Here is a 26,703-nt window from a genome sequence, read left to right on the forward strand (position 1 = left end):
GCGGGGGAGCGGCTCCGGCCGCCGGGCGAGCGATCGGCTGCCACCGCTTCGGGCTCGGCTGCACGCGGATGGGGACGACGGGGCCGAGCCCCGGTTCGACGGCCGGCGCGCCGCCCGGCCGGGCGTAGGTGAGTGAAGCTTCAACCGCCTTGTCGGGAACGCGAGTTGGCCGGATCCCAAGGTGACTGCCGTTGTGTGCGCATGGCATGATCAACCGCAGCGTTACCCGCGGGTAACGCCCCCTCCCCCCAACCCGAAGGTCACACCTCCGTGCGCACGCTCGCCAGACGCCTCCTGCTCCCCGGCCTGACCACGTTGGCCCTCGCCGCCACCGGCTGCTCCTCTGCGACTCACACCAACACCGCCGACGAGCCGAGAAACCCGGCCACGTCCGCCTCGGCCACCGACGGTACGCAGCAGCTCGACGTGGCCGCCGCTCCGCAGGGGTCGGCCACGCCCACGGCCGTCGCCCGCGCCCGTACGGGCAAGGGCCAGCCCGAGAAGTCCTCCCTGACGGTCGCCTCCTACGACAAGGCGAGCGGACGGGCCGTCATATCCACGGCTCCGCAGGAGCGCACCGGCGCGCCGAGCCACTCCCCGTCGCCCGGCAAGCCCGCTCCCGACCAGCCCGTCGCCGTGGACGACGTCATCGCGAGCGCACCGGCGCCCGGTGCACCCGACGGCCTCCTCGCCAAGGTCACCGAGGTCGTCGGGAAGACCGACCGCGGAATCGAAGTGAAGACCGCTCCCACGACGCTGGCCTCCGTCCTCAAGGACGACAAGGCCGACGGCAAGGTCCCGGTCGACCCGGCGTCGGTCACCGTCGAGCCCCTGATGAAGGGCGTCACCTTCTCCTGGGCGAAGGGCCAGGGCGTGAAGTTCGGGCCCAAGGGGGCCGAGCTGCCCCTCGGCAACCTGCGGCTCGACGTGAGCGCCGCGGTGGACACCGCCGAGGGCGCCCCCGTCTCGGCAGGCGCCTCGGTGTCCGGCTTCGTCCAGCTCGCCCCCAAGGTGGAGTTCTCGTACGACGGCAGTTCGGGCGGCGGCTTCGGTCCGAAGTCCGCCTTCCTCGGCATGAGCGGTGACTGGTCCTCGCAGTGGGAGCTCAAGGGCCGCGCCGCGGCCAGCAGCGGCGCGCCCAAGCGGATCCCGTTCGCCAAGCTTCACAGCTCCCCCGTCATCCAGGTGGGCCCGGTGCCCGTCGTCGTCAACCTGGGCCTGACCTGCTACATCCAGGTGGAGGCCGACGGCCGCGTGACCCTCGACGTGCAGCAGGACGTCAAGGGTGACTTCCGTGTCGGCGGCAGCTACGCGTCCGGCAACGGCTGGACCCCGGTCAGCACGTCTGCCGTGCAGAGCTCGCCCGTCAAGGCCACCGTCACCGCCTCCGGGCGCGTCAAGGGCGCTCTCGGCGCCGAAGCCTCCGTCGGCCTGTACGGCGCCGTCGGCGTCAGCGCCGACTTCGCCCCGTACGTGCGCGGCGAGGCCGATGCCAAGGCGACCGGTTCCACCGACGGCAAGACCTCGGTATCCGGTTCTTGGGCCTTGTACGGCGGCTTCGACCTGAGCGGACAGCTTCACCTCCAGCTGTCCCTGTTCGGTACGCCGATCATCGAGCACCGCATCCCGCTGGGCACGCTCAACCGCGAGTGGGCACTCGCGAGCGGCCACACCGCGCGGTAGACGGCCACAACCACAGCCCGGCAGCGTCGCTCGTACACGAGGCCGGGCTGCGGTTCCCCGGGCCCAAACGGCCCAGCCACACCGCTGTGACCGGCCGCCCCGGGCGCCCGCGCCTATCGTGAGAGCAGCAGATCCCAACGATCTCGCGCGCGGGCAGGTGGATCGTGAACAAAACCGGAACCGACTACCGGGCGGTCTTCCACGCCCTACCCGGGGCGGTCGCGCTGCTGACCCCTGACCTGGTGTTCCGGGATGTCAACGAGGCGTTCCTGTCCATGTCCGGGCGGCCTCGGGAGCAGGTCGTCGGCCGCTATCTGTTCGACGTCTTCCCCGACAACCCGAATGATCCGGCCGCGACCGGCATGCACAACCTGCACGCCTCCCTGCAGCGGGTCGTGGCCACTGGGGAACGCGACACCATGGCCCTCCAGCGCTACGACGTGGAGTACCCCGACCGGCCAGGGGTGTGGGAGGAGCGGTACTGGAGCCCGGTCAACGTCCCCGTATTCGCCCCCGACGGCACCGTCGCACTGCTCCTGCACCGGGTGGAAGAGGTCACGGAGCTCATCAGGGCCCGGGGCGCCCGCGGCGACCGCGGCGGCGAGGGTCCCGCCCAGGTCTTCGAAGCCGAGCTCTACACCCGCGCCCGGGAACTCCAGGAGGTCAACGAGCGCCTGCGCCAGGCCCACGCCCGCGAACGCGAGGTGGCCCTCCACCTTCAGGAGGCGATGCTGCCCGCACCCCGCCCGCTGGGCCACCACCAGGCCGCCGTGCGCTACCGGCCTGCCACCGGATCCCTGAACGTATGCGGCGACTGGTACGACATCGTCGACCTGCCCGAGGCCGCCCGTTCCGCGATCGCCGTGGGCGACGTCGTGGGCCACGGACTGCGCGCGGCCGGCGTCATGGGACAGCTCCGCAGCGCCCTGTCGGCCGCCTCCCGCGTCGCCGACGGACCCGCCCGGGCACTCGAAGTGCTCGGCCTGTACGCCCGCTACGTCGACGGCGCCGAATCCACCACCGTCGTGTCCGTCTTCATCAACTGGCACAGCCGCACCCTCACGTACAGCAGCGCCGGCCATCCTCCGCCCGCGCTCTGCCACCCCGACGGCACCGTCACCTTCCTCGACCAGGCCACCGACCCGCCACTCGGCGCCCGGCCCGAACACGCACCCCGACCCCAAACGGACACCGCGTTCACCGAGGGCTCCGTCCTCGTCCTCTACACCGACGGGCTCATCGAACGCCGCCACGAGGACATCGACACCGGCATCCACCGGCTTGCCGACTCCCTCGCACGTCACCGTGCCGCCGACCCCGACACGCTCGCCGACGGCCTGCTGGCGGACCTCCTCCCGCCCGCCGGGATCACCGACGACACCGCGCTGGTCGTCCTGCGCCTGTGACCGCGGCCAGGGCGAAGACCGCCGGGAGAGGACCTGGCAGCGTCAGCTGTCGGGCTCCGCGGCCGAGATCGCCGCGAGAGCGGACCCCGGATCCTGTTCGACCGCGAGATCACCCAGGGTGACGACGCCCACCAGCGTGCCGTCCTCGCTCTCCACGGGCAGACGCCTCAGCGCATGCCGACGCATGAGATCGAGGGCGTGGCCGACGTCGTCGCCGGGCCTGACGGTGACCACCTCGGTGCTGCAGACGGAGTGCACGGTGGTTTCCCCGGGATCCCTGTTCTCGGCGATGGCACGGATGACGAGGTCCCGGTCGGTCAGGATGCCGCGCAGACGGCCCTCGTCCACGACGAGCACGTCCCCGATGCCGGCGTCTCGCATGACGCGTGCGGCTTCCGCGAGGGACGTCAGCTTTTCGACGGCCACCGGCCGCTCGGTCATTACCTCGTGGACCTGTCGGGTCATGGCTCCTCCTGCCGCTGGAAAGCCGGCCCTGCTGGGCGGCTCCCCCCTCGCCTCGGCGGTCACGCCGGGGCCGTGCTGCGACGATCATCAGCTGCCGAGGACCGCGGGCGGCTCGAACTGCTGCGGCTGGGTGTGTGCGGTGGCGCCGAGCAGCGGGGCGTCCTGCCGCTCGGGCCGGTGACCGGCCGCGTCGGTGATCTTCTGGCGCGGGGTGTGGTCCGGTCCGGGCGCCGCGGGGATGAGCCTGCGGGCGAGGAGGCGGCCGACCCAGTGCCGCCCGCAGGCCGGGCAGGGGGAGGCTCCGGCCGGGGTGTACGGGGAGGGCACGGCGATGCCGTCGAGCGAGAAGTACTCCCAGACGCCACCCTGATCATCCGTGTATTGCTGGACGTCGTAGTCGATGCTCCATTCGTACCAGCACCGGCCGCAGGTGAATTCCACTCGCTCCAATGCAAGTCCCGTGATCATTTGTTCTCGCCCCCTCTCGGATTCCCGGCGCTTTGCCTCGCGATCCGCGATCGCGAGACTTCGCGTCGCCCTATGTGATCGATATACCCCGTAGCGGATGCCCGAATGCCTTGGTGCTGTCCGGAGCGCCTTTATGGCAGCCTACGACGAAGGTGACGGGGGGCAGTCGCGGCCGGCCGGCCGTCCGCTCGCGCTTTCGCTGGTCCGTATGCGGATGCGGTCCATGACTCGGCCGGCGCGACGTGCACCTTGAGCCGCTCGCTCGTCGCGTCAGGGCCCGTCGAAGGAAAGCGTCTTCGCTGCGTCGGCGTCGGGCGGCGTGCGGCCTTCCATGACGGTGCGGAAGGCGCTCATGCAGGGAACGCAGTAGCGTTCCGCCGCTCCCTCGGACAGGAGCGCGGTGACGGTCTGATCCGGAGCCAGGGTGTAGCCGCACAGGGTGCCGGTCGCCGGGTCCTTGGCTATGACGTGCCAGAGCATTTCGGATCGGCCGGGGGTGGATTCGGCGCGCATCTCGTACATGGGCGTGCCTTTCTGCCGTCGCGGCCGGTCGGATAGACCGGCCCGATGTCCATGAGAGTGCCCCTGGGCCAAAGAGGCCAACGGGCATAGGCCAACAGGAGGAAAGTGCGGTCCGCCAGGTTTGACGCCTACCTTGAGTGTGGTCTTGTCAACTTTATTGAGGAGGTCCGTAAAGGAGGGGGTTGGTTCGCCAGGCCCGGCCACAGGGGCTGTTCCCCAGTGAGACGCTGGATACGGAGCCGAACGTATGAGACCTCGTGCGAGGCCGGTGTGCTGCCACGGACGTCAGTCAGGCCGGAGAGGAGCGGACGATGGCACGAGCAGTGGGGATCGACCTGGGCACTACCAACTCCGTCGTCGCGGTGCTGGAAGGCGGAGAGCCCACGGTCATCACGAACACCGAAGGGAACCGGACGACCCCTTCCGTCATCGCCTTCGCCAAGGGCGGAGAGGTCCTGGTCGGGGAAGTCGCCAAGCGGCAGGCGGTCACGAACGTCGACCGCACCGCGCGGTCGGTGAAGCGCCACATCGGGGAGGCGGCCTGGCGCTTCCCGGAAGCCGGCGACATCGACGGCAAGCGGTACACGGCTCAGGAGGTCTCGGCGAGGGTCCTGCAGAAGCTGAAGCGCGACGCCGAGGCCTATCTCGGTGAGGACGTGACCGACGCGGTCGTCACCGTTCCCGCGTATTTCAACGACTCCCAGCGCACCGCGACGAAGGAGGCCGGTGAGATCGCGGGGCTGAAGGTGCTCCGGATCATCAACGAACCGACCGCGGCCGCCCTGGCGTACGGGCTGGACAAGGAGAACGACCAGACGATCCTCGTCTTCGACCTCGGCGGCGGCACCTTCGACGTGTCGCTCCTGGAGATCGGCGAAGGACTGGTGGAGGTCAAGGCCACCAACGGCGACACCCACCTCGGTGGCGACGACTGGGACCAGCGCGTCGTCGACCACCTCGTGAAGCAGTTCCAGAACGGCTACGGCATCGACCTGTCCAAGGACAAGATGGCGCTCCAGCGTCTGCGCGAGGCCGCCGAGCGGGCGAAGATCGAGCTGTCCTCCGCCACGGAGACCTCGATCAACCTGCCCTACATCTCCGCGTCCGCCGAGGGCCCGCTGCACCTGGACGAGAAGCTCACGCGCACCCGGTTCGAGCAGCTGACCGCGGACCTGCTGGAGCGCTGCAAGGGGCCCTTCCATGACGCGATCAAGGACGCGAAGATCAAGCTCTCGGACATCGACCACGTCATCCTCGTGGGCGGCTCGACCCGCATGCCCGCGGTGACGGACCTGGTCAGGGAGCTGACCGGCAAGGATCCGCACAAGGGCGTGAACCCGGACGAGGTCGTCGCCATGGGCGCCACCCTCCAGGCCGGTGTGCTCAAGGGTGAGGTCAAGGACGTCCTGCTCCTCGACGTGACCCCGCTGTCCCTGGGCATCGAGACCAAGGGCGGCATCATGACCAAGCTCATCGAGCGCAACACCACGATCCCGACCAAGCGGTCGGAGATCTTCACGACGGCCGAGGACAACCAGCCGTCCGTGCAGATCCAGGTCTACCAGGGTGAGCGCGAGATCGCGGTGTACAACAAGAGACTCGGCATGTTCGAGCTGACCGGCCTGCCGCCGGCCCCGCGTGGCGTCCCGCAGATCGAGGTCTCCTTCGACATCGACGCGAACGGCATCATGCACGTCACGGCCAAGGACCTCGGCACGGGCAAGGAGCAGAAGATGACCGTCACCGGCGGCTCCTCGCTGCCGAAGGACGACATCCAGCGGATGGTCCGCGAGGCCGAGCAGCACGCCGAGGAGGACCGCCGCCGCAAGGAGGCCGCCGAGACCCGTAACAGCGCCGAACAGCTCGTCTACCAGACCGAGCGGCTGCTGCGGGACAACGAGGTCAAGATCGCGGCCGACCTCAAGACCGAGGTGGAGGGCGCCGTCGCCGAGCTGAAGGAGAAGCTCAAGGGCGAGGACACCACCGCCATCCGAGCGGCGACCGACAAGGCGGCCGCGGCCGCGCAGAAGATCGGCACCGCCCTCTACGCCGAAGCCCAAGGAGCCGCCGCAGGCGGTGGCGGGCCGGCGTCCGACACCGGGCCGTCCGGCGCCGACGAGGACGTCGTCGACGCGGAGATCGTCGATGACGGGAGCCCGAAGGGCGGCACGGGATGAGCCGGCCGACACGTTCCGGTGGGCCGCGAAAGCAGTCACCGCTCCTCGCGGCCCGGGACGAGCGGCGCCCCGCTCCGAATGACCGGCACGAGCCGCGGGCAGGGGCCACCACAGGAGGACTGCTGTGGAGTGGTTCACCGATGACACGTACTGGCTGGGCAGGCTGGTCTTCCAGCGTGGCCTGGCAGCCCTGTACTTCGTCGCCTTCCTGAGCTCCGCCAACCAGTTCCGGGCGCTCATCGGCGCGCGAGGGCTGCTCCCGGTGCCGCGTTTCGTGGCGGCCGTACCCTTCCGGCGCTCGCCCAGCATCTTCCACTTCCATTACTCGGACCGGTTCTTCGCGGTCGTCGCGTGGACGGGCGTGGGGTTGTCCGCCGCCCTCGTGGCGGGCGCGGCCGACCGCGTGCCGTTGTGGGCGTCGATGCTCCTGTGGGCACTCGTGTGGGCGCTGTACCTGTCGATCGTCAATGTCGGCCAGACCTGGTACGCCTTCATGTGGGAATCGCTGCTGCTGGAAGCGGGCTTCCTGGCGGTCTTCCTCGGCAACGCCCGGACGGCGCCCCCGGTCCTGGTGCTGTGGATGCTGCGCTGGCTGCTGTTCCGTCTGGAATTCGGCGCCGGGCTGATCAAACTGCGCGGCGACCCGTGCTGGCGCGACCTGACCTGCCTGTACTACCACCACGAGACCCAGCCGATGCCGAGCCCCCTCAGCTGGCTCTTCCACCACCTGCCCAGACCGCTGCACAGGGTGGAGACCGCCGCGAACCACTTCGCCCAGCTCGCCGCCCCTCTGGCCCTGTTCGCGCCGCAGCCCGTCGCGAGCGTGGCCGCCGGGGTCATCGTCGTCACGCAATTGTGGCTCGTGGCATCCGGCAACTTCGCCTGGCTCAACTGGCTGGCCCTGCTGCTCGCACTCACCGCGATCGACGGAGGGCGGGCCGCCGACGTCCTGCCGCTGCCCCAGGCTCCGGCACCGGCCGCCCCGCCCGCCTGGTACCAGGGCATCGTGCTGGCGGTCACCGCTCTCGTGGCCGTACTCAGCTACTGGCCGGTCCGCAACCTGCTCTCCCGGCACCAGGTGATGAACGCGTCATTCAACCCGCTCCACCTGGTCAACACCTACGGAGCTTTCGGCAGCGTCGGCCGGGTCCGCCACGAAGTGGTGATCGAAGGAACCGACGACCGGGAGCTCACCGACGACACGGTGTGGAAGGAATACCGCTTCAAGGGCAAACCCGGTGACGTACACCGCATCCCACCGCAGGTCGCCCCGTACCACTTGCGCCTGGACTGGCTGCTGTGGTTCGCCGCCATCTCACCCTCGTACGCGGCGCCCTGGTTCGGAGCGTTCGTCGCACGGCTCCTGGCCAACGACCCGGCCACCCTCAAGCTCCTGCGCGGCAACCCCTTCCCCACCTCCCCGCCCGCCTGCATCCGCGCACGCCTCTACCGCTACACGTTCAGCGACCGGCGTGAACTCCTGCGACACCGGACGTGGTGGCACCGCACGCTCGCGGGCGAATTCCTCCCGGCGGTCACGAAGGCACGGTGACGCCCCCGCGGCTTCGACAGGGCCGACAGCGGCTGCCCCTTCCGCCGGTCGGCTCACCCGTCGCTGCGGACGGCCCGATACGTTCCTACGCTGGCTGAATGAGCATCAGATCCTCTGGGCGCAGAACCGGCTCCGGCGCGGCAGCTCTCGCCATCGGTGCGTCGGTCCTCCTCGCACCGACGGCCGTGGGCATCCCGCGAGCCGATCCGCTGCCGCCGCGACCCGCCGCGTCGGTCAGCCCCTCGCTGTTGCACGGCTCCGGGACCCACGTGCGGGCGCGACCGGGAGCGCCCGAGCTGCCGGACGATGTGTCCGCCCTGTCGTGGCTGGTGGCCGATGTCCGCACGGGCGAGGTGCTCGCCGCCCACGACGCACACCGCCGTCTGCCTCCGGCCAGCACCCTCAAGACCCTGTTCGCCCTCACCACGCTGCCCCACCTTCCCGGCTCGAGCCGGCACACGGTCACCGAGGCCGAACTGGACGAGGTGGCGGACGGGAGCAGTGTGGTGGGCGTCTCCGCTGATCACACCTATCGTGCGGCGGATCTGTGGCGGGGTGTCTTCCTCAGCTCGGGCAACGACGCCGTGCACGTACTCGCCGAGATGAACGGCGGCTGGGAAGCCACGGCGGCGCAGATGCAAACCAAGGCGCGCGTCCTGGGCGCACTGGACACCACAGTCGTCTCCCCGGACGGCTACGACGCGGAGGGTCAGGTCTCTTCGGCCTACGACCTTGCCGTCTTCGGCCGTACGGGGCTTGCGGACCCGGCCTTCGCCGCGTACGCGGCGACCCCCGACGCCCGCTTTCCCGGCGGCACCCGCAGCGACGGCAGTCCCACCTGGACGTTCGGCATCGAGAACACCAACAGGCTGGTGACCGGTGAAGACGGGGTGGGCCGCTACCCGGGGATCATCGGTGTCAAGAACGGCTACACCTCCCGGGCGGGCTACACGCTGATCGCGGCCGCCCGCCGGGGCGGACGCACCCTGCTGGTGACCGTGATGAACCCTCAGCGGGCCGGCGGAAACGCGGTGTACGAGGAAGCCTGGTCGCTGCTGGACTGGGGATTCGCCGCGGCGGGACACGTGGATCCGGTCGGATCACTGGTGCCCCCGGCATCGTCGAAGACGCCACACGTCGTGGCCGCTCGCGCCACCACTCCCGACCGCCCCCGGACGAGTACCCACACGGCCTACGCCGTACCGGCGGTGCTCCTCGTCGCGGCAGGCCTCGCCGGGACAGCCGTCCTGCGCAGCCGCCGGAGCAAGCGGCCGGACCAACCCCACGCACGCCTGCCCTGAAGGGAGCTACCCGTGGCGGCCTGGAACGCGCCGCGTTCCAGGCCGTCATGGGGCGCGGCAGGGGCAGGCGGTCAGACCGTGTCCGCTTCTCGGTGCATGCCGGTGCACAGGGCCCAGACCACGAGAAGGTTGACCGCGACCAGGACCAGCGCCCACAGGGGGTAGTACGGCAACCACAGGAAGTTGGCGATCGCGCCGAGGCCGGCAACGGCGACACCGAAGAAGCGCGCCCACAGGGCTCCGCCGATCACGGCGCAGCCGGCGACGACCAGGACGATGCCCAGGATGAGGTGGACCCAGCCCCAGCCCGCCAGGCTGAACTCGAACACGTAGTGCCGCGTCGCGAGGAAAAGGTCGTCCTTGGCGATGGCCGCGATCCCCTCGAAGATCGCCATCACTCCACCGAAGATCATCAGGGATGCCGCCAGGATGGTGGTCCCGGATGTGTGCGCGTGCCAGGGACTCGGGTGTGCGTTGCTTCCTCGGGACCTGCCGGCGTCACTGGCCATTTCGATCTCCATGGGTTGCAGAGCCGGCCCGGCGTGCCGGGACCGGCGGGATCCCCTCTTTCAGCGTGTCACGGCGGTCCTCCATCGGCATTCCGGCCTGCGACGCTCCCCGCGGTGGCGGCGCCCGGGGCGGACGAGACCGGGACCACCCCCGATCGGGCTACGCCGGTCGCGGCAGGCGTACACGACCCCGAGCATGAGGTCATACGAGGCCGACGTCGGCCCGCCAGGAGTGGGAGGAAACCTCATGACCGCGTGCGGGAAGCACTCACCGGCTGGGCGGCGATTGGCGGCTGTCGCGTTGACGCTGGCCACCGTGGTCTCAGGGGCGGCCGCACTGGCGTCGTGCAGTACGGACGACGGGGACCAGCCGACCAGGACGTTCAGCCCTCGGCCCACGCCACCCGACGCGGCGTCCTTCTCGGGCATGCCGCCTTCCCCGATGAGTTCGGCCGCAGCGTCCGCACTCGCGTCGGCGTCGGCCGCGGCCTCGTCCGCGTCCGCCGCCGCTTCTGCTTTCGAGGCTTCCGTGTCGGCCGAGACGCTGCGGGCGAACAAGGCTGCTGCCGAGGAGCTGGAGAAGGTGTCGGGTGGTGGCAACGCGGGGGCCGATGTCTCGCTGCGGGGCAAGCCGAGGGCCGAGACCGGAGGGCTCCTGGCGGTCATCGTCAGCATCACCAACAGCACGGACAAGAAGGCGTCGTACGCCGTCCAAGTGGACTTCACGGACGCCGCGGGCAAGGTCGTCGAGAGCAGGATCGTCGGAGCGGAGGACCTTGAGCCGGGCGAGCTGGCCCAGCCCCTCGCCATCAGCCGCAAGCCCGCCGACCTGAATCTGACACCGAGGATCGCCAAGGCCCAGCGGTACTGATCGCCTCCTCGCTCGGCTATTCACCCGACCCGTCCTCGAACCGGGGCTCCCGGCGCAGGCGTCGGGCCATCCCGTGCAGGCGCGGGAAGCGCTCCCGCTGCTGACGCGCGTGCCGGTCGAGCTCCTCCAGGAGCCGCTCCGAACGCTTCTCGACCCCGAGTTCGTCCAGTACCCGGTCCGCTTCGGCGAGCAGCGCCCCGTGCAGCTGCCAGTCACCGGGATGGTCGCGGACCTGTTCCAGTAGCAGCACGGCAAGGCGCTCACGGCTGGAGCGTGCCGTGCTCAGCTCCTTGGTCAGCCTGGCCTCGGCTTCCTCGGCGTTGGCGCTGACCTGCGCCGTGATCAGCTCGGCGAAGGCCTCCACCGCCATGGCCATGTGGCCGTACAGGTCCTGCAGGGCTCCGCTGATGGCAGGCGGCAGAAGGGGCTGCTCCACCCGCACCTTGGCGAGATCGGTGAGCGTACGGCAGGACACGCGCAGCACGACCGCGCAGATTTCCAGCGTGTCGAGCCCGGTGCGCAGCACCAGACTGAACAGGGCGCCTTCGCGCACGCGGGGGTTCAGCCGCAGGCTGTCCTCCGCCTGCCTGAGGGCACCGTCGACCTGGGCGATGTCGTTGTCGAGGCGGCGCGCCTCGTGCAGCCGGGCGGCCGCCTCCTCCACCGTCGTGCTGCCGCCCAGTTCTCCGCCGATGTGCTGGAGCAGGGTACGCATGCGCGCGGCGAGGTCGGTGATGGCGTCGCTGGCCGGCCGCACCCAGACGGGCGGAACGAACAGGACGTTGAAGAGAAGGCCGACGGCGGCGCCGATCAGCGTCTCCAGAACCCGGTCCCAGGCGGTGTCCGCCACCCTGGTCACGCCCAGGACCAGCATCGCGCTGATCGCGACCTCCGGGACGAACTCTCCCGCCTTTACCACGCGGCCGATGACGAGCGAGGCAAGGATGATCAGGCCCAGACTCCACCAGGTCAGCCCCACCAGAGCACTGAAACCGATCGCGATGAGAACCCCGGCGACGACGGAGTTGACGCGGCGGACCCCGGTGGTGAGCGTGGTGTAGAGGGTCACCTGCACCACGAGCAGCGCGGTGAGGGGCGCGGTGAGCGGCGCCGGTTCGCTGCTGAGCTGGAGCGCGACGACGTACGAGACGACGGCGGCGGCGGTGGAGCGGAGCGCCTGGGTGACGGCGGGCTCCTGCCGTCGCCGTACGAACTGTCGTAGTGGGGCAATTGTCTGCGTCATACGCCTGCGCCTTCCCAGTCGGCTCCGGCGCACGCGCCACCCCTCCGGCCGGCCTCGCGCTGAGCAGGCATGCCCGCCGGCTCAGCCCAGGGCCGTCGCGGCGACGCGCAGATCGGCGAGCAGACCCTGATAGGCCGACTCCCGGTCGGTGGCACGGAGTACGGCGGAGGGGTGCACGGTGGCGAGCAGCTGCGCGTGCCCCGGCTCGGCCGCATCCTCGCCCAGGGCGTCCGGCGCGGGCATCGGCCGCAGTACGCCGCGCTGCTCGTTCACCCGGAAGGAGCTGCCCAGGAGCGCCTTGCCGGCCGTGCCGCCGAGGACCACGACCAGTTCCGGCTCGATGAGACGCAGCTCAGCGGCGAGCCAGGGCCGGCAGGCCTTCATCTCGCGCAGGTTCGGTGCCTTGTGGATGCGCCGTTTGCCGTGCTCGGCGACGGTGAACTTGAAGTGCTTGACGGCGTTGGTGAAGTAGACGGGCTCGTCGTCGATCCCGGCCTCGTTCAGCGCCTTGCGCAACAGGGCTCCGGCCGGCCCGACGAAGGGTTCGCCCTTGCGGTCCTCCTGATCTCCGGGCTGCTCCCCGACCAGCACCAACCGGGACTCCGGCGGCCCGGCTCCGAAGACCGTCTGCGTGGCCTCCGCGAACAGGGGGCAGCCGCGGCACGAGGCGGCGGCTCGCCGGAGGCTGTCGATGCCGCCCCGACGGGGGACGTAGGGGCCCGCGTCGTATGCGGTGCCCGCGGCGGCGTCGTGGTCGCCGCCGTTGTCCGTACGCGCGTTCATGGAGGCATCACGGTCCTTCCGCCGCCGGGATCCGAGGACGGCCCGCGAACTGTACGTCGTCCACGTCGGTCATCGCCCGTCACCGCGCCGCGCGATCCCGCTTCGGGCCGTCGGGTTCGTCCGTGCGCCCCTTCCGCCCCACCTCGGCGGCGTCACTTTCCGGGGGACTCGGCAGCCGCGTGGGTGTGCCGCGTCCCCCTGTGCGCGCGCAGCTCCCATACTGCTTGCCAGCACGGACCCGGCCCAGGACGAGGAGAGGCACGTGACGCTTCCTGCTGCTTCCGAGCAGTGGCCACCTGACGCGGTGGGAGTATGCGCAGATGCTGGTCGAAGTCCCGTACGACCCGACGTCGAGGAGCCGACGACGGCGTGGGCGCTGGGGATCCTCATGGCGGCGACCCCCTGCACCGCTTCGGCGGCGCGGGAGATCCTCGACGCGGCAGCGGGCATGGCCGCCGTCACGGCGCGGCAGATGGTGACGGCGCTGGTGGAGCGTTCGCGGGGCGGACAACCACCGAGGCGGATCGAGCGTGCGCTGCGGCTGGCCGTCGAAGCGGCCCGGGCCCCGGCTGCCGAACCGTCGTGCGCGCTGCTGCCCGGCCTCGGACGGGTGACCGAGGTGCTGGAGCGGTTCCGTACCTCCCATACCCGGCTCCGGAGGGATCCGTCCGACGCGGGCGCCCGGCAGGCGCTCGACGACGCTGCCTACACGCTGTGCGTCCTGATGGGCCGGCGCACCGCACACCAGGCCCTGCGGGAGGCCGGCGAGTACGTGGCCGCACACCCGGACTCCTGAGCACGTCGCGCTTCGTCGGGACCGGCAGTGCGGTGCCGTTTCCGCAGTGAACGGCGTCCCCGCGCCGGCGCGGGGACGCCCCGTCGGTGCCGGCGGCGCGACCGCTTGTCGGCGGTCGCGCGAACAGGAGTGGGGCCGTTGCCCGCTTCCTCGACGGGAACGAGGACTGGTGGCTCCACCGCTGACGCGCGGCCGGGCAGTCGTCAGACGCTCGCCAACTGCGGAATCAGGCGTAGCGCGTTGTCGTGGTAGATCCCCTTCAGTTGCCCCGCGGTCAAGGCGGGATCCGTCTCCAGGGCGGGGATCGCCAGGTTCGTGACGGTGTCGGCGGGGGCAGCGGGAAAGTCCGTGCCGAAGAGGAGGTGGTCGGCGGGCACATGGTCGAGGAGCGCTGCCGCGCCGGCCATGGGGGCCGCCGTGTCGTAGTAGAAGCGTCGCAAGTGGTCGCGTACCGCGGCAGGTTCGAGGGGCGGGTCACAGAACCGTCCGAGAGCTTCCAGGCGCCCCACGATGTACGGCAGGAAGCCACCGGCGTGCGGGAGGATGACGGAAATCTTCGGGAAGCGGTCGAGTGTCCCATGGGTGATCATGTTCACCGCGGCCCGCGTCGTGTCCAGCAGGAAGTCACACATGAAGTTCGGAATGCCCGGAACCGTCACCGCCCCGGGCGCGCCGTCCGGGAGGTTGTGCGGATGGGTGTCGACCACTGCGGAGAGGTCGTTCAGCTCGTGGAACAGCCGGTCGTACGTGGGATCGCCCAGGTAGACGCCCCCGTAGTTGGCCGTCACGTTCACGCCGACGGCGCCCAGCTGACCGAGTCCGCGACGAACGGCCCAGGACGACGCGTCGAGGTCGTCGAGGAACAGCGGCACGTAGAACGCGAACCGCCCCGGATGCGAACTCGCCACCTCCAGAGCCGACTGGAGCGTGATGTTGATCGCTTCACGCAGCTGCGCCGATGAACGGTAGCGCGCCGGCAGCATGGGCTTGAGGACGGCTGTCGCGATCCCCGCCCGGTCCATGAAGCCGATCGCGGCGTCGGTGTCCAGCCGTGACCACGGCGGCAGCTTTTCCGGTTTGATCAGCCCGTGACGCCCGGCCCACTCGCGCCATTCCGGTGCGCAGAAGTGCTGATGCATGTCGATCTTCGAGCGCGCGCCGTGGGCTTCGCTCAGGTCCGGAACGGCAGCGTCGCGTGCAAGACCGCCGATTTCTCCGGTGCCCACGCCGGAGGTCAGCGGCTCGCCCGCCGAGGTTCCGAGGAGGCCCAGCCGGGAGGTGCTCGCGGAATCCGTCATGCCAAATCCACCGTCCGTCGGGTCTTAGCCAGTTGGCCAGTTGGTCAGTCGGTCAGTCGGTCAGTCGGTCAGTTTCCGGAGGGTACGGAGGGTACGGAGGGTACGGAGGAGGACAGGGAAGCCGCCGCGGTGACGGAGGACGTCACCCCGGCCCCGGATCCCGGCGCGGGGCAGGCATCCGTCCGGGACGGCTCCAGGACGAGCCGCAGTTCCTGGAGCCCCCGGAATGCCGCCACGGGGCCCGTGAGCCAAGCCCCCTTGTTCTCGCCCTCCGTCTGCCCGTCCGCCAGCTCCATCTCCGGGAACTCCCGCAGGAGGCAGGCCAGGGCGACCTCCAATTCCAGCCGTGCCAGCGGGGCGCCCAGGCAGTAGTGGGTGCCGTGGCCGAAGCCCAGGTGCGTGCTCTGGAGTCCCTCGCGCGTCACGTCCAGGACGTCGGGGGAGTCGAACTTCTCGGGGTCGCGGTTCGCGGAGGAGATGGCGATCTGGACGAGCGAGCCCTTGGGGATCACCGTTCCCCGGATCTCCGCGTCCTCCGTCGCGTACCGGAACGTCGACGTCTCGACGGACCCCTCGAACCGTACGATCTCCTCGACCGCCTGCGGAATCAGCAGCGGGTCCTTCCGGAGCTTCTCCAGCTGATCCGGATGGAGCAGCAGATCCAGCACGGAATTGCCGATCTGGAACGCGGTGGTCTTGTGGCCGGCGAAGAAGAGGACCCACAACGAAGAGGTCAGTTCCGCGTCGTCCAGACCCTCGTCCGCGTGGATGAGGTCGCTGAGGAACGAATCCGACGGGTGGGCGCGTGTGTACGCGATGAGCCGCGCGAGCCGGTTCCGCAACCACTCCCCGGCCGCCTGCAGCTCCGCCCGCATCCGCGGATCGAACCTGGCGCGGGTCACCACCCCGAAGTGGGCCAGGAGCTCGGGACGGTCCCCCTCTGGGATGCCCATCAGATCGCACAGCACCGCGATCGGGAGCGGGAACGCGAACGACGACATCAGGTCGACCGTGTCGCTCTTCCGGCATTCACCGAGGAGGCTCTCGGCGATCGCGGTGATCTTCGGCCGCATCTCCTCGACCCGCCGCGGGGTGAAGCCGCTCCGCAGAGCTCGGCGCAGGCGCGTGTGCCGGGGCGGGTCCGAGAACAGGACGTTGTCGTCGAGCGCGTCGAAGAAGCTGCCGTACACGGCGTGGTACGTGTCGATGGCCCCGCGCATGTCCTTGCTGAAGCGCGGGTCCGACAGGGCGTCCCGGGCGTCTTCGAAGCGGGTGATGAGATAGGTGTCGACCCCGTGCGGGGGCGTCAGCAGACACACCGGGGCCTGCTCGCGCAGCGCGGCGTAGACGGGGTGGGGGCATGCCCGGTATTCCGGCGCGCCCCTGGACACGGCCGACACCAGGTCGTGCAGCGGCGCTCCGCCGATGCCCGGTGCCGCGTTCTCCTGCGTCATGTTCCGCACCCTCCGTGACACTTGAGTTCTGCGGACCTACGGGTTCCCTGGGGGAGCGTGGCGTGAAACCACCCGTGGCTCGATGGGGTGAGCCGTTTCCGGCGTACACCCGCCCCCGACTGTCCGGGCCGGATGGGGAGGGAGCTCGACGGATCCGGCGGTCGACCGCACCGACATGGCCGGTGGGGCCAGGGCCCGCCTCACCCGACCGGCGGTCAGCCGACCTGTCGGGCCGTGTGGCGGGCCGACGAATCGCGGGACAGGCTGCTGTTGAAGCCCGCCCGCCCGGGGAGCCGCCCAGGGAGCCCGCCCCAAGGAGTCCGCGCATGGTCCGACGTCTCGCCCCGGTCCTCACGACCGCTGCCTCGCTCGCCCTGGCGCTCGTCGCCGCTCCCGCGGCCGGAGCCGATACCGGCGAAGCGGCGGCCGCCCGCGCGCTCACGTACGAGGCGACCGCCCGGTACCACCTGCACGCCAACGCGGTGGAGGCGGGCTACGTTCCGGACGAGTACTGCGTGGCCAACCGGGCGGGCCCGGGGGCGCTCGGCTACCCGCACTTCAACCACGCGCTCGACAATTCCCTCGACCCGGCGAAGCCCGCCGCACTGTTCTACGAGGACGACGGGCACGGGGGCAAACGCCTCGTCGGGGTCCAGTGGCTGGTCTACGACCGTGACCAGGACACGGCGACGGACGACGACCGCCCCACCTTGTTCGACACCCCCTTCCAGGGCCCGCAGCGCGGCAACTTCCCGGGCCAGCCGGTCCACTACGCCCTGCACCTGTGGCTCTGGAAGGAGAACCCCCTGGGCGTGTTCGAGACGTACAACCCGACGGTGACCTGCCTTCCCGGCACTACCCGTCCGAAGCCGCCCACCTGACGGTCAGTGGGCGGCGGTGGCCGGGCGGTCAGCTGCCGACGTACGCCGCGAGGTGCTCGCCGGTGAGGGTGGAGCGGGCGGCGACGAGGTCCGCGGGTGTGCCCTCGAAGACGATCCGGCCGCCGTCGTGGCCGGCGCCCGGGCCGAGGTCGATGATCCAGTCGGCGTGGGCCATGACCGCCTGGTGGTGCTCGACGACGATGACCGACTTGCCCGAGTCGACGAGCCGGTCGAGCAGGCCGAGCAGTTGCTCGACATCGGCCAGGTGCAGACCGGCGGTCGGCTCGTCGAGGACGTAGACCCCGCCCTTCTCGGCCATCTGGGAGGCCAGCTTGAGCCGCTGCCGCTCGCCGCCGGACAGCGTGGTGAGCGGCTGGCCGATGTTGAGGTAGCCGAGCCCCACATCGGCGAGCCGACCGAGGATCCGGTGCGCGGCGGGCGTGTGCGCCTCCCCGGCGCCGAAGAACTCCTCGGCCTCGGTCACCGACATCGCGAGCACCTCGCTGATGTCGCGGCCGCCGAGGTGGTAGTCCAGCACCGCTGCCTGGAACCGCTTCCCCTCGCACTCCTCGCAGGTGGTGGCGACGCCCGCCATCATCGCCAGGTCGGTGTAGATGACGCCGGCGCCGTTGCAGGTGGGGCAGGCGCCCTCGGAGTTGGCGCTGAACAGCGCCGGCTTCACGCCGTTGGCCTTGGCGAAAGCCTTGCGGATCGGGTCGAGCAGTCCGGTGTACGTCGCCGGGTTGCTCCGGCGCGAGCCGCGGATCGCTCCCTGGTCGATCGACACCACACCTTCGCCGGCGACCCCCGACCGGTGTGGCAGCGAGCCGTGCACGAGCGAGCTCTTCCCGGAGCCGGCCACGCCGGTGACGACGCACAGCACCCCGAGCGGGATGTCGACGTCGACGTCGCGCAGGTTGTGCGTCGTCGCGCCGCGGATCTCCAGCGTGCCGGTGGGCTTGCGCACCGCCTCCTTGACGGCGGCCCGGTCGTCGAAATGGCGGCCGGTGACGGTGCCGCCGGACCGCAGTCCCTCGACGGTGCCCTCGAAGCAGACGGTGCCGCCCTGCGAACCGGCGCCGGGCCCGAGGTCCACGACGTGGTCGGCGATCGCGATCGCCTCCGGCTTGTGCTCGACGACGAGCACAGTATTGCCCTTGTCCCGCAGTCGCAGCAGCAGGTCGTTCATCCGCTGGATGTCGTGGGGGTGCAGGCCGATGGTGGGCTCGTCGAACACGTACGTCGTGTCGGTGAGCGACGACCCGAGGTGGCGGATCATCTTCACGCGCTGCGCCTCGCCGCCCGACAGGGTGCCCGACGGCCGGTCGAGCGAGAGGTAGCCGAGACCGATCTCCGCGAACGAGTCGAGGGTCTCCCGCAGCGCGTCGAGCAGCGGCGCCACCGACGGCTCGTCGAGGCCGCGGACCCATTCGGCCAGGTCGCTGATCTGCATCGCGCAGGCGTCGGCGATGCCGATCTTGCCGATCCGAGAGGACCGGGCCGCCTCGCTGAGCCGGGTGCCGTCGCACTCGGGGCAGATGGTGAAGGTGACCGCCCGCTCCACGAACGCCCGGATGTGCGGCTGCATCGCCTCCTTGTCCTTGGACAGGAACGACTTCTGGATCTTGGGAATCAGCCCCTCGTAGGTGAGGTTGACGCCCTCGACCTTCACCTTGGTCGGCTCCCGGTAGAGGAAGTCCTGCATCTCCTTCTTGGTGAACTTGCGGATCGGCTTGTCCGGATCGAGAAGGCCCGACTCGGCGTAGACCCGCACGGTCCAGAAGCTGTCCGACTTCCAGCCGGGGATGGTGAACGCGCCCTCGGCGATCGACTTGGAGTCGTCGTAGAGCTGGGTGAGGTCGATGTCGGAGACCGTGCCCCGGCCTTCGCAGCGCGTACACATGCCGCCGGTGCGGGTGAAGGTCTGCTTCACGGTCCTGGTCTTGTCAGCGCCGCGGTCGACCGTGACCGCACCGCTGGCCCGGACCGAGGCGACGTTGAAGGAGAACGCGTTGGGCGAGCCGATGTGCGGCTCCCCGAGCCTGCTGAAGAGGATGCGCAGCATCGCGTTGGCGTCGGTGGCGGTGCCGACCGTGGAGCGCGGATCGGCACCCAGCCGCTGCTGGTCGACGATGATCGCGGTCGTCAGTCCTTCGAGCACGTCGACCTCCGGCCGCGCCAGCGTCGGCATGAAACCCTGCACGAAGGCGCTGTAGGTCTCGTTGATCAGCCGCTGCGACTCCGCGGCGATCGTGCCGAACACCAGCGAGCTCTTGCCCGAGCCGGAGACACCGGTGAACACCGTCAGCCGGCGCTTCGGGATCTCGATGCTGACGTCCTTGAGGTTGTTCACGCGCGCACCGTGCACGCGGATCAGGTCGTGGCTGTCGGCAACGTGCTGCGCAGACGACCGCGTGCCCGTCCTCGTGGCCTTGCTCATCGTGTCTCCATCTCTTGCGCGGGCCGCCTTCGCGGTCTCCGCCGGCGTCGCCTGGCTCGGTCCAGCCAGTTTCAGGCAGCAGGTCCCGTTTGCCCTCGCTTCGGCGCGAGCCTCCGGGCCTGGGTGTCGGCGCTCATCGGTCCTGGAGCAGCCCGAGGACGTTGCCGTCGGGGTCGGTGACGGTGGCCACCAGGCGGCCGCCGCCGACGTCGTGCGCGGGCTCCTTCACGGTGCCACCCGCGGCGGTCACCTCGGCGAGCTTCGCCTCGAGGTCCGGCACGTGCCAGTAGGCCACCGGTGAGGACATGCCCTGCTGTGCACCGCCGGGCACCAGCCCGATGTGCTGGCCCGCGGTCTCGAAGCCGACGTAGTAGGACTCGTCGGTCGTCGGCGACACGCCGAGCAGGGCGGCGTACACCTCCTTGGCCTTCGCCAGGTCGGAAACGGGATGCAGAACGGTCTTGATCCCCTGGGTGGAAGAGCTGGTCATGGTCACTCCTGAAGTAGTGGGGTAGAGGAGGAGGACCACCGCCTGTGTGAGCGGTGATGCCCATGGCAGTCACGCTAGCTGCGGCTCGGTGACCGACGCTTCTCGATTCCTGACCGGTTGGCCGCCGCGGCGGAATCATGTGCTTCGATCAGGGACCACCGATGGGGACGCCACGTCGTTCGGCTCCGGGTCGGCCCGGCTCAGTAGGTGACGACGATCCGGCGTGCCGGGCCGTCCACCCGAATTCGTCCTCCGACGGGGACCACGAGCTGCGGGTCGGTGTGGCCGAGGTCGACGTCGAACACCACCATGGTGTCGGGGGCGTACTGCCGGAGGGCGCGCAGCACCGCCTCGCGCTGTTGCCGGCGGAAGCGCGCCTTCTCCTCGGTACCGAACCGGTTCTCGAACGACCAGCTCTTGGCCCTGCCCATCAGCAGCGCGGGGAACTGTTGCAGCAGCCCGCGTTCGCCCATGTGCCGCAGGATCCGGTAGACCTCTTCGGCGCGCGGCATCTCCTCGGAGGTTTCCAGGAAGAGCACGTTGCCGGCGTAGGCATCGACCGGCAGCACCGCGCGGTCGGCCATCAGCATCCAGGAGATGACCTCCAGGTTGCCTCCCCAGCCGATCCCCTCGACCACCCGGTCGCCGTTGTGCCAGGACCAGCAGTCGGAGGGCTCCATTTCCGGTTCGGACACGAAGGTGTGCGGATCCTCCCAGGGGCGGTTGACGTCCCCGCAGGTGCGTGACGCAGTCAGCTCGTACTCGCCCGAGGTGAACAGCGCCGCCCGGAGGGAGTCCGCGGTCAACGGGTGCATCGCGCCGGGCCGTCCGAGTTCGACCATGACCGAGCCGCCGTGGTAACCGACGATGCCCAGGTTCCGCAGGAACAGCAGCAGGTTGGTGTTGTCGCTGTATCCGAAGAACGGCTTGGGATGGGCGCGCAGCAGACCGCCGTCGAGATGGGGGAGGACGGTGATCTGGTCGTCTCCGCCGATACTGGCGATCACTGCCTTGATATCGGGATCCGCGAAGGCGGTGTGGATGTCCGCGGCCCGTTCCTCGGGCGTCGCACCCATCTTCCGCGTGGTCGGGTATTCCACTGCCGTCAGTCCGAAGTCGTCCTGGAGCCGGCGCAGCCCCAATTCGTAGGGCAGAGGGAAGAGCCCGGGCAGACCGGACGAGGGGGAGAGCACCGCAACCCTGTCTCCGGGGCGGGGCTTGGCGGGGTAAAGAGGATCAGTCATTTGATGATCGTAGAAGTCGGCGGGACTGATGCCGCACCGATCATTTCGGCGCGCTCATTTCCGGCGTGCGCCTGCCGAGCCCGACTTCGCGCTCCCGCGGACGGCGTAATCCCCGCTGGGAGGCGGGCGCTGGACGTGCGCGAAGTCCGGCGGCGGACGCCGGTGACGAGCGCCGGCCCCCCGTGGGTCAGGCCGGCTCTCCGTTGTGGAACGAGCGGCGGTAGCTGTCGGGCGGGACCCCGACGATCCGCTTGAACTGGCGCCGAAGTGTCGTGGCGGTACCCATGCCGGTGGCGAGGGCGACCGCCTCGATGGTCTCGTCGGTGGTCTCGAGCAGCTCCTGGGCGCGACGTACGCGCTGGCTTATGAGCCACTGGATCGGCGTCTGCCCGATCACCGAGTGGAACTGCCGCCCGAGATTGCGCGGGCTCGTGTTCGCCTGCCGGGCCATGTCGGTCACGGTCAGCGGCTGGTCCAGCCGCTGCTGGACCCAGGCGAACAGGTGGGCCAGCGTGTGGTCGCCCGTGACCTGCATCGGCGTGGACACGAACTGGGCCTGACCGCCGGGCCGGTGCGGCGGCATGACGAGGCGGCGGGCGACGGAGTTGGCGATGGCGGCGCCGTGGTCGAGGTGGATCAGGTGGAGGCAGAGGTCCACGGCTGCGGCCTTGCCCGCGGCCGTGAGTACGCTGCCGTTGTCCGTGTACAGCACGTCCGGGTCGACCACGGCCCGCGGATGGCGTGCGCTCAGCTCCGCGGCGTGAGCCCAGTGGGTGGTGGCCCGCCGGCCGTCCAGCAGGCCCGCGGCACCGAGTACGAACGCTCCTGTGCAGAGGGATGCGACCCGGGCTCCCGACGCGTGGGCAGCGCGTACGGCTTCGATCACCTCCGCAGGCGGCGGATCGTCGATGTCGGCGCAGGCGGGCACGATCACGGTGTCGGCGCCGACCATGCGCTCCAGCCCGTGGTCGGGCTCGACCAAGAACGGGCCGACCTGCACCGGCCCGGGCCCGCAGAGCAGTACGTCGTACCAGCCCTGTGCGGCTTCGCGCGGGGGATTGCCGAAGATCTCGCAAGCCACCGCGAGCTCGAAGTGCAGCAGGTGACCGGCGGTCAGCAGGGCGACAGTGGGCATGTCCGAAAGTGTATGGGTGATGTCGTTCCGGACCATCACGGCCGGGTGGCGCCTGCGGCGAGACTGGACTCGTCAGCACATCGAGATACGGGGGAACCATGGGTACAGCAGCTGCAGTCGTGGTCTACGGGGCGACAGGACACACCGGTCGCTTCGTCGTCGCCGAGCTGCGAAGGCGCGGCTTCGCCACCGTCATCTCCGGCCGTGACGCGGCGCAGTTGGAGGCGCTGGCGGCCGAGTGGCCTGGTGCGGTGGTGCGGCCGGCCACCGTGGACGACGCGAGCTCACTGGACCGGGCCCTCGCCGGCGCGGCGGCTGTCGTCAACTGCGCCGGACCCTTCGCGGTGACGGGAGGCCCGATTGTCGAGGCAGCCTTGCGCGCGGGGATCCCGTACGTCGACGTCGCGGCAGAGATCGAGGCCAACGTCTCCATGTTCGCCGACTACGCGGACGCAGCCCGGAAGGCAGCCGTCCCCGTGGTGCCGGCGATGGCCTTCTACGGTGGACTGGGTGACCTGCTGGTGACCGCGGCGATGGGGGAGTGGACTGCTGCGGACGTGGCGCACGTTGCGTACGGGTTGACCAGCTGGCATCCCACGCCCGGCACCCGGGCGGCCGGTCAGGTCTCCCATGAGCGCCGCGCGGGCCGTCGGGTGCGGTTCACGGACGGTGCGCTGCAGTACCACGACGACAAGGCATCGGAGCAGGAGTGGGTCTTTCCGGAGCCACTGGGGCGGCGAGCGGTGATCGCGGAGTTCACCATGGCCGATGTCGTCACCGTTCCGAGCCACTTGGCCGTGCCTGAAGTCCGCACCCACATGGCCGTCGAAGCCGCGAGGGACTTGGCCGACGAGAACACACCGGCGCCGGAGCCGGTCGACGCCCTCGGACGGTCGGACCAGACGTTCGTCGTCGACGTCCTGGTCAGCGCGGGCGGCGTCGAGCGCCGTGCCACGGCGCGCGGTCAGGACATCTACGCGATCACCGCCCCCCTGGCGGTGGAGGCCGTCGCGCGCATCCTGGACGGGCACACGAGGACAACGGGCGTGGCCTCGGCCGGGGCCATGTTCGACGCGGCGGACTTCCTCCGCGCGCTGACCCCCCACCTGTCCGTCGAACTCCCGCACTGACGCCCGCGCTCTTGCGCAGCTGTCCCGGCACGTGCTCCTCCGGCTGTCCCGGTGTCCGTTCGGGTGTGCGGCCGGCCCGCCACACTTCGGCCCGGTGCGAGGATGCCTTTCAGACCCTGCCGCCGAAGTTCCAGGCTTCGATGTCGCGGTAGCGGATCGGCCCGGGTCCGCGGCTGTGGTTGCTGCCGACCAGGTGCAGGCGTTCGGCTCGCCAAGGGCGGCCGGTGAACGCGGCGAGTGCCGCGGCGGCTTCCACCGTGCTGGAGGGATCGCTGCGGCGTGAGCGGGCCAGTGTCAGGTGGGGCCGCAGCGGCCGGCCTTCATAGGCGACACCGCATTCCTTGACCATGGTGCGCACCTCCGTGGCGAGGAGGTGCAGTCCTTCGAGGTCTCCGTCGATCCCGCTCCACAGCACCCGCTCGTCGAAGTGTCCGCCACCGCGCAAGGCCAGTTGCAGGGGCCGGCGCGTGGCCGCCAGGTCGGCGAGGGGGGGCTGCAGCAGTGGCACGGTCGTCACCGGGAGTTCGCCGAGGAACGCCAGGGTGATGTGCCAGTCCTCGATGCGGTTCCATCGCATGCGCGGGTACGCGTCGTAGGCGGGCCCCAGCTCGCGTGCCAGCTCCTCCTTCGCGTCGTCGGGCGGGGCGAGGGCGATGAACACGCGCACGGTCGAGACCTGAATATGTTCGCTCACGAGGGACTTCGTACCGCTCTCGGGTCGTTCGGTCATGGTCTGTTCCGTGCGGGCAGTGGAGCGGGGGGCCAGTCCGGGGCGGGATCCTCGTCGAGAAGCGGCCGGATGGCGCCCAGCACGGCGCCGATGCACACGTCGCGCAGTTCGGCACGGGTGCAGGTCTCTTCGGTGAGCCAGTCCACGCACAGCACCTGGACGAACACCAGCCAGCTCTTCAGGACGCCCGACACGGCCTTCCGGGTGCCGTCGTCGGCGAGCGGAAGCACGCCGAGCAGCCGCTCGCGCAGGGCGTCCAGTTCGTCGGCGATGATCGTCTGGACCAGGCGGTCTCCGGCAAGTACCCGGTTCGCCGCCAGCACGGTGTGGCGGTTTTCCGCGAAGTATTCGATGTGCGCGTCCAAGCCCTGGACGAGCTGCTCGATCAGGGTGTCGGCGGGATCGAGCCGCGTCTTGGCGAGCAGTTGCTCGGCCACCTGCTGGTAGAGGGCGGCGAACAGGTCGCGCTTGCCCGGGAAATGCTGGTAGAGCAGCGCCCGGGAGACCCCGGCGCGCACGGCGACGTCCTCCATCAGCACGTCGTCGTAGGGGTGCGCGGCGAAGAGCTGCGCGGCGACGGCGAGGAGCTGGGCACGGCGTTCGGCGGGGCTGAGCCGCTGACGGGGAGACACGGGTGCATGTTACTTGACATGCGTCTACTAGTCGGCCGTACCCTGGTGTACGCGTGTCTACTAGCGGAGGGGTGGTGGCCGGACCATGACGAGGGCCAGTGTGCTTCGGGGGCTCGTGCTGACGATGGGGTACGCCTGCGTGGCGATCGGGCTTCTCCACGTGCTGCTCGGCAATGCTTCGATCCCGGGCGGCGGCTCGGCAGGGCCGACGGTCGACAGCCTGGGGCGGTTCTTCGGTGCGATCTTCGCCGGGTACGGCCTCGGCTGGATCTGGGCGGCCCGGCAGTCACCGGTCCCTGCGGGGGCGGTGCGGTGGCTGGCCGGGGTGTTCCTGCTGGGTGCGCTCGGACGGCTGCTGTCCCTCGCCGTGGCCGGGTGGCCGCACTGGTTCCAGGTGGTGCTGGCGGTCGTCGAACTGGCGCTGCCGCCGCTGTTCTTCTGGCTGGCGGACGCCGAGGAGAAGACGTTCAGGGCCCGGGTCCAGGTCGTTGACCCGTCCACGGGATAAGGGGTGCAGCGGGGTCCGAGGCGCTTGGCGCTGACCTGCACCGGCCTGGTCAGCGGATGGGGTGCCGGTCCTTGCGGAGACGGCGGCTAGCCTCGCGGCCATGGTGAACCAGGGGGAGAGCAGCCGCGCGGAGGGGGAGTTCTCCGCGCACTGGCGTGTCAGCGTGGTCAAGCACACGCGGAAGACCGGCCGTCCGCCGTACGAGCGGCACGAGGCCGGAGACCTCCGGCCGCTCGCCTCGCGGGACGGTCTGCGCATCCACGGCGGGGTGAGGACGGTCAGCTGCATCGATGCCTCGGGCCACACCCGGTGGACCCGCCACTGCGCCGGCCGCCCCAACGCCGCCCACATTTCCGGAGGCCGGGTCCTGGTCACCACGGACTCGCTGGAGTACACCGCCTGGGGCCACCTCGGCCCGGCCCTGCTGCTCGACCTGGCGGACGGCACCCAGATCGCCGAACTGCGCGGCGAGCGCGGCGCAGCCCTCCGCGGAGGCCGCTTCCTGCTCGGCCTGGAGGGCTACGACTCCTTCGACACCTGGGAGCACGACCGCGACGGCGTTCTGACCGATTCCTGGCGAAGCTACGGCCACTACGTCATCGGCACCGGCATCCGGGTCGTCGAGACCGACCGCAACGTTCCGACCAGCAGCCGCGTGGTCCGTCTGCTGCCCGGCGGCATCGTCCGACGCGGACCGCTTCTGAACAGCCCGACGGCCCCGCGTCCGCTGGTCCTGGAGGACGGCACCATCCTCGTCCTCGACGCGGGGGTGCTGCGCGCTGTCGACCGCGAACTCGGCGCCGTGGTCCTCGCACAACTCCTGCCCTCCGACCCCGACGAGGCCTCCGGCCGCACGGAAGGTCTGCGCCGCGACGGCCAGTACATCACCGCGGTCATTGCCGCGCCGCACCCCCGTCGCCCGACCCGGCACACCGTCCACACCTGGACCATGACCCTGACCCTCCATGCCCCGACGGACGTCTGA

At 70.4% G+C, this 26,703-nt stretch carries 25 protein-coding genes; 11 read left to right on the forward strand and 14 right to left on the reverse strand.

The annotated features are described in order from the left end of the window. Nucleotides 1-270: 270 nt before the first annotated feature. Both AB0D48_RS23980 and AB0D48_RS23985 read left to right on the forward strand, forming a co-directional pair. Nucleotides 271-1,683 carry a hypothetical protein gene (locus tag AB0D48_RS23980; RefSeq protein ID WP_362400437.1) on the forward strand — a complete coding sequence of 471 codons (1,413 nt, stop codon included), beginning with the start codon at nt 271-273 and terminating at the stop codon, nt 1,681-1,683. A 164-nt stretch (nt 1,684-1,847) separates the two neighbouring features. Then, a complete protein-coding gene (locus tag AB0D48_RS23985) occupies nt 1,848-3,089 on the forward strand; it encodes a SpoIIE family protein phosphatase (protein ID WP_362400440.1) in 1,242 nt (413 codons plus the stop codon). A gap of 42 nt (nt 3,090-3,131) precedes the next feature. On the opposite strand, the gene AB0D48_RS23990 is transcribed toward AB0D48_RS23985, so the two are convergent. The 3 genes from AB0D48_RS23990 to AB0D48_RS24000 form a co-directional block, all read right to left on the reverse strand. Next, nucleotides 3,132-3,554 carry a CBS domain-containing protein gene (locus tag AB0D48_RS23990; RefSeq protein ID WP_362400443.1) on the reverse strand — a complete coding sequence of 141 codons (423 nt, stop codon included), beginning with the start codon at nt 3,552-3,554 and terminating at the stop codon, nt 3,132-3,134. A gap of 87 nt (nt 3,555-3,641) precedes the next feature. Continuing rightward, complete coding sequence (locus tag AB0D48_RS23995) at nt 3,642-3,995, reverse strand: hypothetical protein (protein ID WP_362400446.1); 354 nt, start codon at nt 3,993-3,995, stop codon at nt 3,642-3,644. A gap of 297 nt (nt 3,996-4,292) precedes the next feature. Then, nucleotides 4,293-4,544, reverse strand: a complete 252-nt coding sequence (locus tag AB0D48_RS24000; protein WP_362400449.1) for a hypothetical protein — start codon at nt 4,542-4,544, stop codon at nt 4,293-4,295. A gap of 311 nt (nt 4,545-4,855) precedes the next feature. On the opposite strand from AB0D48_RS24000, the gene dnaK reads away from it, so the two are divergent. The 3 genes from dnaK to AB0D48_RS24015 all read left to right on the forward strand — a co-directional run bounded on the left by dnaK (nt 4,856) and on the right by AB0D48_RS24015 (nt 9,574). Further along, complete coding sequence (dnaK, locus tag AB0D48_RS24005) at nt 4,856-6,721, forward strand: molecular chaperone DnaK (protein WP_362400452.1); 1,866 nt, start codon at nt 4,856-4,858, stop codon at nt 6,719-6,721. A gap of 124 nt (nt 6,722-6,845) precedes the next feature. Beyond that, on the forward strand, nt 6,846-8,273 hold the full coding sequence (locus tag AB0D48_RS24010) for a lipase maturation factor family protein (protein ID WP_362400455.1): 1,428 nt from the start codon (nt 6,846-6,848) through the stop codon (nt 8,271-8,273). Nucleotides 8,274-8,371: 98 nt separating this feature from the next. Next, nucleotides 8,372-9,574 (forward strand): D-alanyl-D-alanine carboxypeptidase, encoded by a 1,203-nt coding sequence (locus AB0D48_RS24015; RefSeq protein WP_362400458.1) that lies wholly within the window; start codon nt 8,372-8,374, stop codon nt 9,572-9,574. Nucleotides 9,575-9,645: 71 nt separating this feature from the next. Here the strand turns inward: AB0D48_RS24015 and AB0D48_RS24020 are convergent, their stop codons facing one another. Next, entirely contained in the window at nt 9,646-9,987 is a 342-nt protein-coding gene (locus AB0D48_RS24020; RefSeq protein ID WP_362400596.1) for a hypothetical protein, read from the reverse strand. Nucleotides 9,988-10,330: 343 nt separating this feature from the next. Here AB0D48_RS24020 and AB0D48_RS24025 point away from each other — a divergent pair, with 343 nt between their 5' ends. After that, the gene (locus AB0D48_RS24025) at nt 10,331-10,954 is read left to right on the forward strand and encodes a hypothetical protein (RefSeq protein ID WP_362400461.1); all 624 of its coding nucleotides are present in this window, start codon (nt 10,331-10,333) and stop codon (nt 10,952-10,954) included. Nucleotides 10,955-10,970: 16 nt separating this feature from the next. Here the strand turns inward: AB0D48_RS24025 and AB0D48_RS24030 are convergent, their stop codons facing one another. Continuing rightward, complete coding sequence (locus tag AB0D48_RS24030; RefSeq protein ID WP_362400464.1) at nt 10,971-12,197, reverse strand: aromatic acid exporter family protein; 1,227 nt, start codon at nt 12,195-12,197, stop codon at nt 10,971-10,973. A gap of 81 nt (nt 12,198-12,278) precedes the next feature. After that, nucleotides 12,279-12,980, reverse strand: a complete 702-nt coding sequence (locus tag AB0D48_RS24035) for a UdgX family uracil-DNA binding protein (RefSeq protein WP_362400467.1) — start codon at nt 12,978-12,980, stop codon at nt 12,279-12,281. A gap of 388 nt (nt 12,981-13,368) precedes the next feature. Between AB0D48_RS24035 and AB0D48_RS24040 the strand changes: the two genes are divergently transcribed. Beyond that, nucleotides 13,369-13,776, forward strand: a complete 408-nt coding sequence (locus AB0D48_RS24040; RefSeq protein WP_362400470.1) for a DUF5133 domain-containing protein — start codon at nt 13,369-13,371, stop codon at nt 13,774-13,776. A 203-nt stretch (nt 13,777-13,979) separates the two neighbouring features. On the opposite strand, the gene AB0D48_RS24045 is transcribed toward AB0D48_RS24040, so the two are convergent. Together AB0D48_RS24045 and AB0D48_RS24050 are read right to left on the reverse strand one after the other, a co-directional pair. Beyond that, a complete protein-coding gene (locus AB0D48_RS24045; RefSeq protein ID WP_362400473.1) occupies nt 13,980-15,074 on the reverse strand; it encodes an amidohydrolase family protein in 1,095 nt (364 codons plus the stop codon). 68 nt (nt 15,075-15,142) lie between these two features. Continuing rightward, entirely contained in the window at nt 15,143-16,528 is a 1,386-nt protein-coding gene (locus AB0D48_RS24050) for a cytochrome P450 (protein ID WP_362400476.1), read from the reverse strand. Nucleotides 16,529-16,854: 326 nt separating this feature from the next. On the opposite strand from AB0D48_RS24050, the gene AB0D48_RS24055 reads away from it, so the two are divergent. Continuing rightward, a complete protein-coding gene (locus tag AB0D48_RS24055) occupies nt 16,855-17,409 on the forward strand; it encodes a hypothetical protein (RefSeq protein ID WP_362400479.1) in 555 nt (184 codons plus the stop codon). Nucleotides 17,410-17,437: 28 nt separating this feature from the next. Here AB0D48_RS24055 and AB0D48_RS24060 read toward each other — a convergent pair whose 3' ends face one another. The 4 genes from AB0D48_RS24060 to AB0D48_RS24075 form a co-directional block, all read right to left on the reverse strand. After that, entirely contained in the window at nt 17,438-19,849 is a 2,412-nt protein-coding gene (locus AB0D48_RS24060) for an excinuclease ABC subunit UvrA (protein ID WP_362400482.1), read from the reverse strand. Nucleotides 19,850-19,982: 133 nt separating this feature from the next. Further along, nucleotides 19,983-20,339 carry a VOC family protein gene (locus tag AB0D48_RS24065; RefSeq protein ID WP_362400485.1) on the reverse strand — a complete coding sequence of 119 codons (357 nt, stop codon included), beginning with the start codon at nt 20,337-20,339 and terminating at the stop codon, nt 19,983-19,985. A gap of 200 nt (nt 20,340-20,539) precedes the next feature. Further along, nucleotides 20,540-21,583: a S66 peptidase family protein gene (locus AB0D48_RS24070; protein ID WP_362400488.1), complete on the reverse strand. Its 1,044-nt coding sequence runs from the start codon at nt 21,581-21,583 to the stop codon at nt 20,540-20,542. 187 nt (nt 21,584-21,770) lie between these two features. After that, a complete protein-coding gene (locus AB0D48_RS24075; RefSeq protein WP_362400491.1) occupies nt 21,771-22,718 on the reverse strand; it encodes a helix-turn-helix domain-containing protein in 948 nt (315 codons plus the stop codon). Between the two features lie 98 nt (nt 22,719-22,816). Between AB0D48_RS24075 and AB0D48_RS24080 the strand changes: the two genes are divergently transcribed. Then, nucleotides 22,817-23,848 carry a saccharopine dehydrogenase NADP-binding domain-containing protein gene (locus AB0D48_RS24080; RefSeq protein ID WP_362400494.1) on the forward strand — a complete coding sequence of 344 codons (1,032 nt, stop codon included), beginning with the start codon at nt 22,817-22,819 and terminating at the stop codon, nt 23,846-23,848. A gap of 109 nt (nt 23,849-23,957) precedes the next feature. Here the strand turns inward: AB0D48_RS24080 and thpR are convergent, their stop codons facing one another. Both thpR and AB0D48_RS24090 read right to left on the reverse strand, forming a co-directional pair. Next, the gene (thpR, locus tag AB0D48_RS24085) at nt 23,958-24,578 is read right to left on the reverse strand and encodes an RNA 2',3'-cyclic phosphodiesterase (protein ID WP_362400497.1); all 621 of its coding nucleotides are present in this window, start codon (nt 24,576-24,578) and stop codon (nt 23,958-23,960) included. Beyond that, nucleotides 24,575-25,210 (reverse strand): helix-turn-helix domain-containing protein, encoded by a 636-nt coding sequence (locus tag AB0D48_RS24090; protein WP_362400500.1) that lies wholly within the window; start codon nt 25,208-25,210, stop codon nt 24,575-24,577. Before AB0D48_RS24090 ends, thpR begins: the two co-directional genes overlap by 4 nt. An 85-nt stretch (nt 25,211-25,295) precedes the next feature. On the opposite strand from AB0D48_RS24090, the gene AB0D48_RS24095 reads away from it, so the two are divergent. After that, nucleotides 25,296-25,718: a DUF4345 domain-containing protein gene (locus AB0D48_RS24095; protein ID WP_362400503.1), complete on the forward strand. Its 423-nt coding sequence runs from the start codon at nt 25,296-25,298 to the stop codon at nt 25,716-25,718. 100 nt (nt 25,719-25,818) lie between these two features. Further along, on the forward strand, nt 25,819-26,703 hold the full coding sequence (locus AB0D48_RS24100) for a hypothetical protein (RefSeq protein ID WP_362400506.1): 885 nt from the start codon (nt 25,819-25,821) through the stop codon (nt 26,701-26,703).

The sequence above is a fragment of the Streptomyces sp. NPDC048269 genome (genome assembly GCF_040652395.1).
Taxonomy (GTDB): Bacteria; Actinomycetota; Actinomycetes; order Streptomycetales; family Streptomycetaceae; genus Streptomyces.

Bases quoted from the DNA above. Each gene is read 5' to 3' on its own strand.
- AB0D48_RS24060 (WP_362400482.1), bottom strand. From the start codon at position 19,849: ATGAGCAAGGCCACGAGGACGGGCACGCGGTCGTCTGCGCAGCACGTT.
- AB0D48_RS24035 (WP_362400467.1), bottom strand. From the start codon at position 12,980: ATGAACGCGCGTACGGACAACGGCGGCGACCACGACGCCGCCGCGGGC.
- AB0D48_RS24045 (WP_362400473.1), bottom strand. From the start codon at position 15,074: ATGACGGATTCCGCGAGCACCTCCCGGCTGGGCCTCCTCGGAACCTCG.
- AB0D48_RS24080 (WP_362400494.1), top strand. From the start codon at position 22,817: ATGGGTACAGCAGCTGCAGTCGTGGTCTACGGGGCGACAGGACACACC.
- AB0D48_RS24050 (WP_362400476.1), bottom strand. From the start codon at position 16,528: ATGACGCAGGAGAACGCGGCACCGGGCATCGGCGGAGCGCCGCTGCAC.
- AB0D48_RS24065 (WP_362400485.1), bottom strand. From the start codon at position 20,339: ATGACCAGCTCTTCCACCCAGGGGATCAAGACCGTTCTGCATCCCGTT.
- thpR (WP_362400497.1), bottom strand. From the start codon at position 24,578: ATGACCGAACGACCCGAGAGCGGTACGAAGTCCCTCGTGAGCGAACAT.
- AB0D48_RS24095 (WP_362400503.1), top strand. From the start codon at position 25,296: ATGACGAGGGCCAGTGTGCTTCGGGGGCTCGTGCTGACGATGGGGTAC.
- AB0D48_RS23990 (WP_362400443.1), bottom strand. From the start codon at position 3,554: ATGACCCGACAGGTCCACGAGGTAATGACCGAGCGGCCGGTGGCCGTC.
- dnaK (WP_362400452.1), top strand. From the start codon at position 4,856: ATGGCACGAGCAGTGGGGATCGACCTGGGCACTACCAACTCCGTCGTC.
- AB0D48_RS24020 (WP_362400596.1), bottom strand. From the start codon at position 9,987: ATGATCTTCGGTGGAGTGATGGCGATCTTCGAGGGGATCGCGGCCATC.
- AB0D48_RS24070 (WP_362400488.1), bottom strand. From the start codon at position 21,583: ATGACTGATCCTCTTTACCCCGCCAAGCCCCGCCCCGGAGACAGGGTT.
- AB0D48_RS24100 (WP_362400506.1), top strand. From the start codon at position 25,819: ATGGTGAACCAGGGGGAGAGCAGCCGCGCGGAGGGGGAGTTCTCCGCG.
- AB0D48_RS24040 (WP_362400470.1), top strand. From the start codon at position 13,369: ATGGCGGCGACCCCCTGCACCGCTTCGGCGGCGCGGGAGATCCTCGAC.
- AB0D48_RS24055 (WP_362400479.1), top strand. From the start codon at position 16,855: ATGGTCCGACGTCTCGCCCCGGTCCTCACGACCGCTGCCTCGCTCGCC.
- AB0D48_RS24030 (WP_362400464.1), bottom strand. From the start codon at position 12,197: ATGACGCAGACAATTGCCCCACTACGACAGTTCGTACGGCGACGGCAG.
- AB0D48_RS24015 (WP_362400458.1), top strand. From the start codon at position 8,372: ATGAGCATCAGATCCTCTGGGCGCAGAACCGGCTCCGGCGCGGCAGCT.
- AB0D48_RS24075 (WP_362400491.1), bottom strand. From the start codon at position 22,718: ATGCCCACTGTCGCCCTGCTGACCGCCGGTCACCTGCTGCACTTCGAG.
- AB0D48_RS24000 (WP_362400449.1), bottom strand. From the start codon at position 4,544: ATGTACGAGATGCGCGCCGAATCCACCCCCGGCCGATCCGAAATGCTC.
- AB0D48_RS24025 (WP_362400461.1), top strand. From the start codon at position 10,331: ATGACCGCGTGCGGGAAGCACTCACCGGCTGGGCGGCGATTGGCGGCT.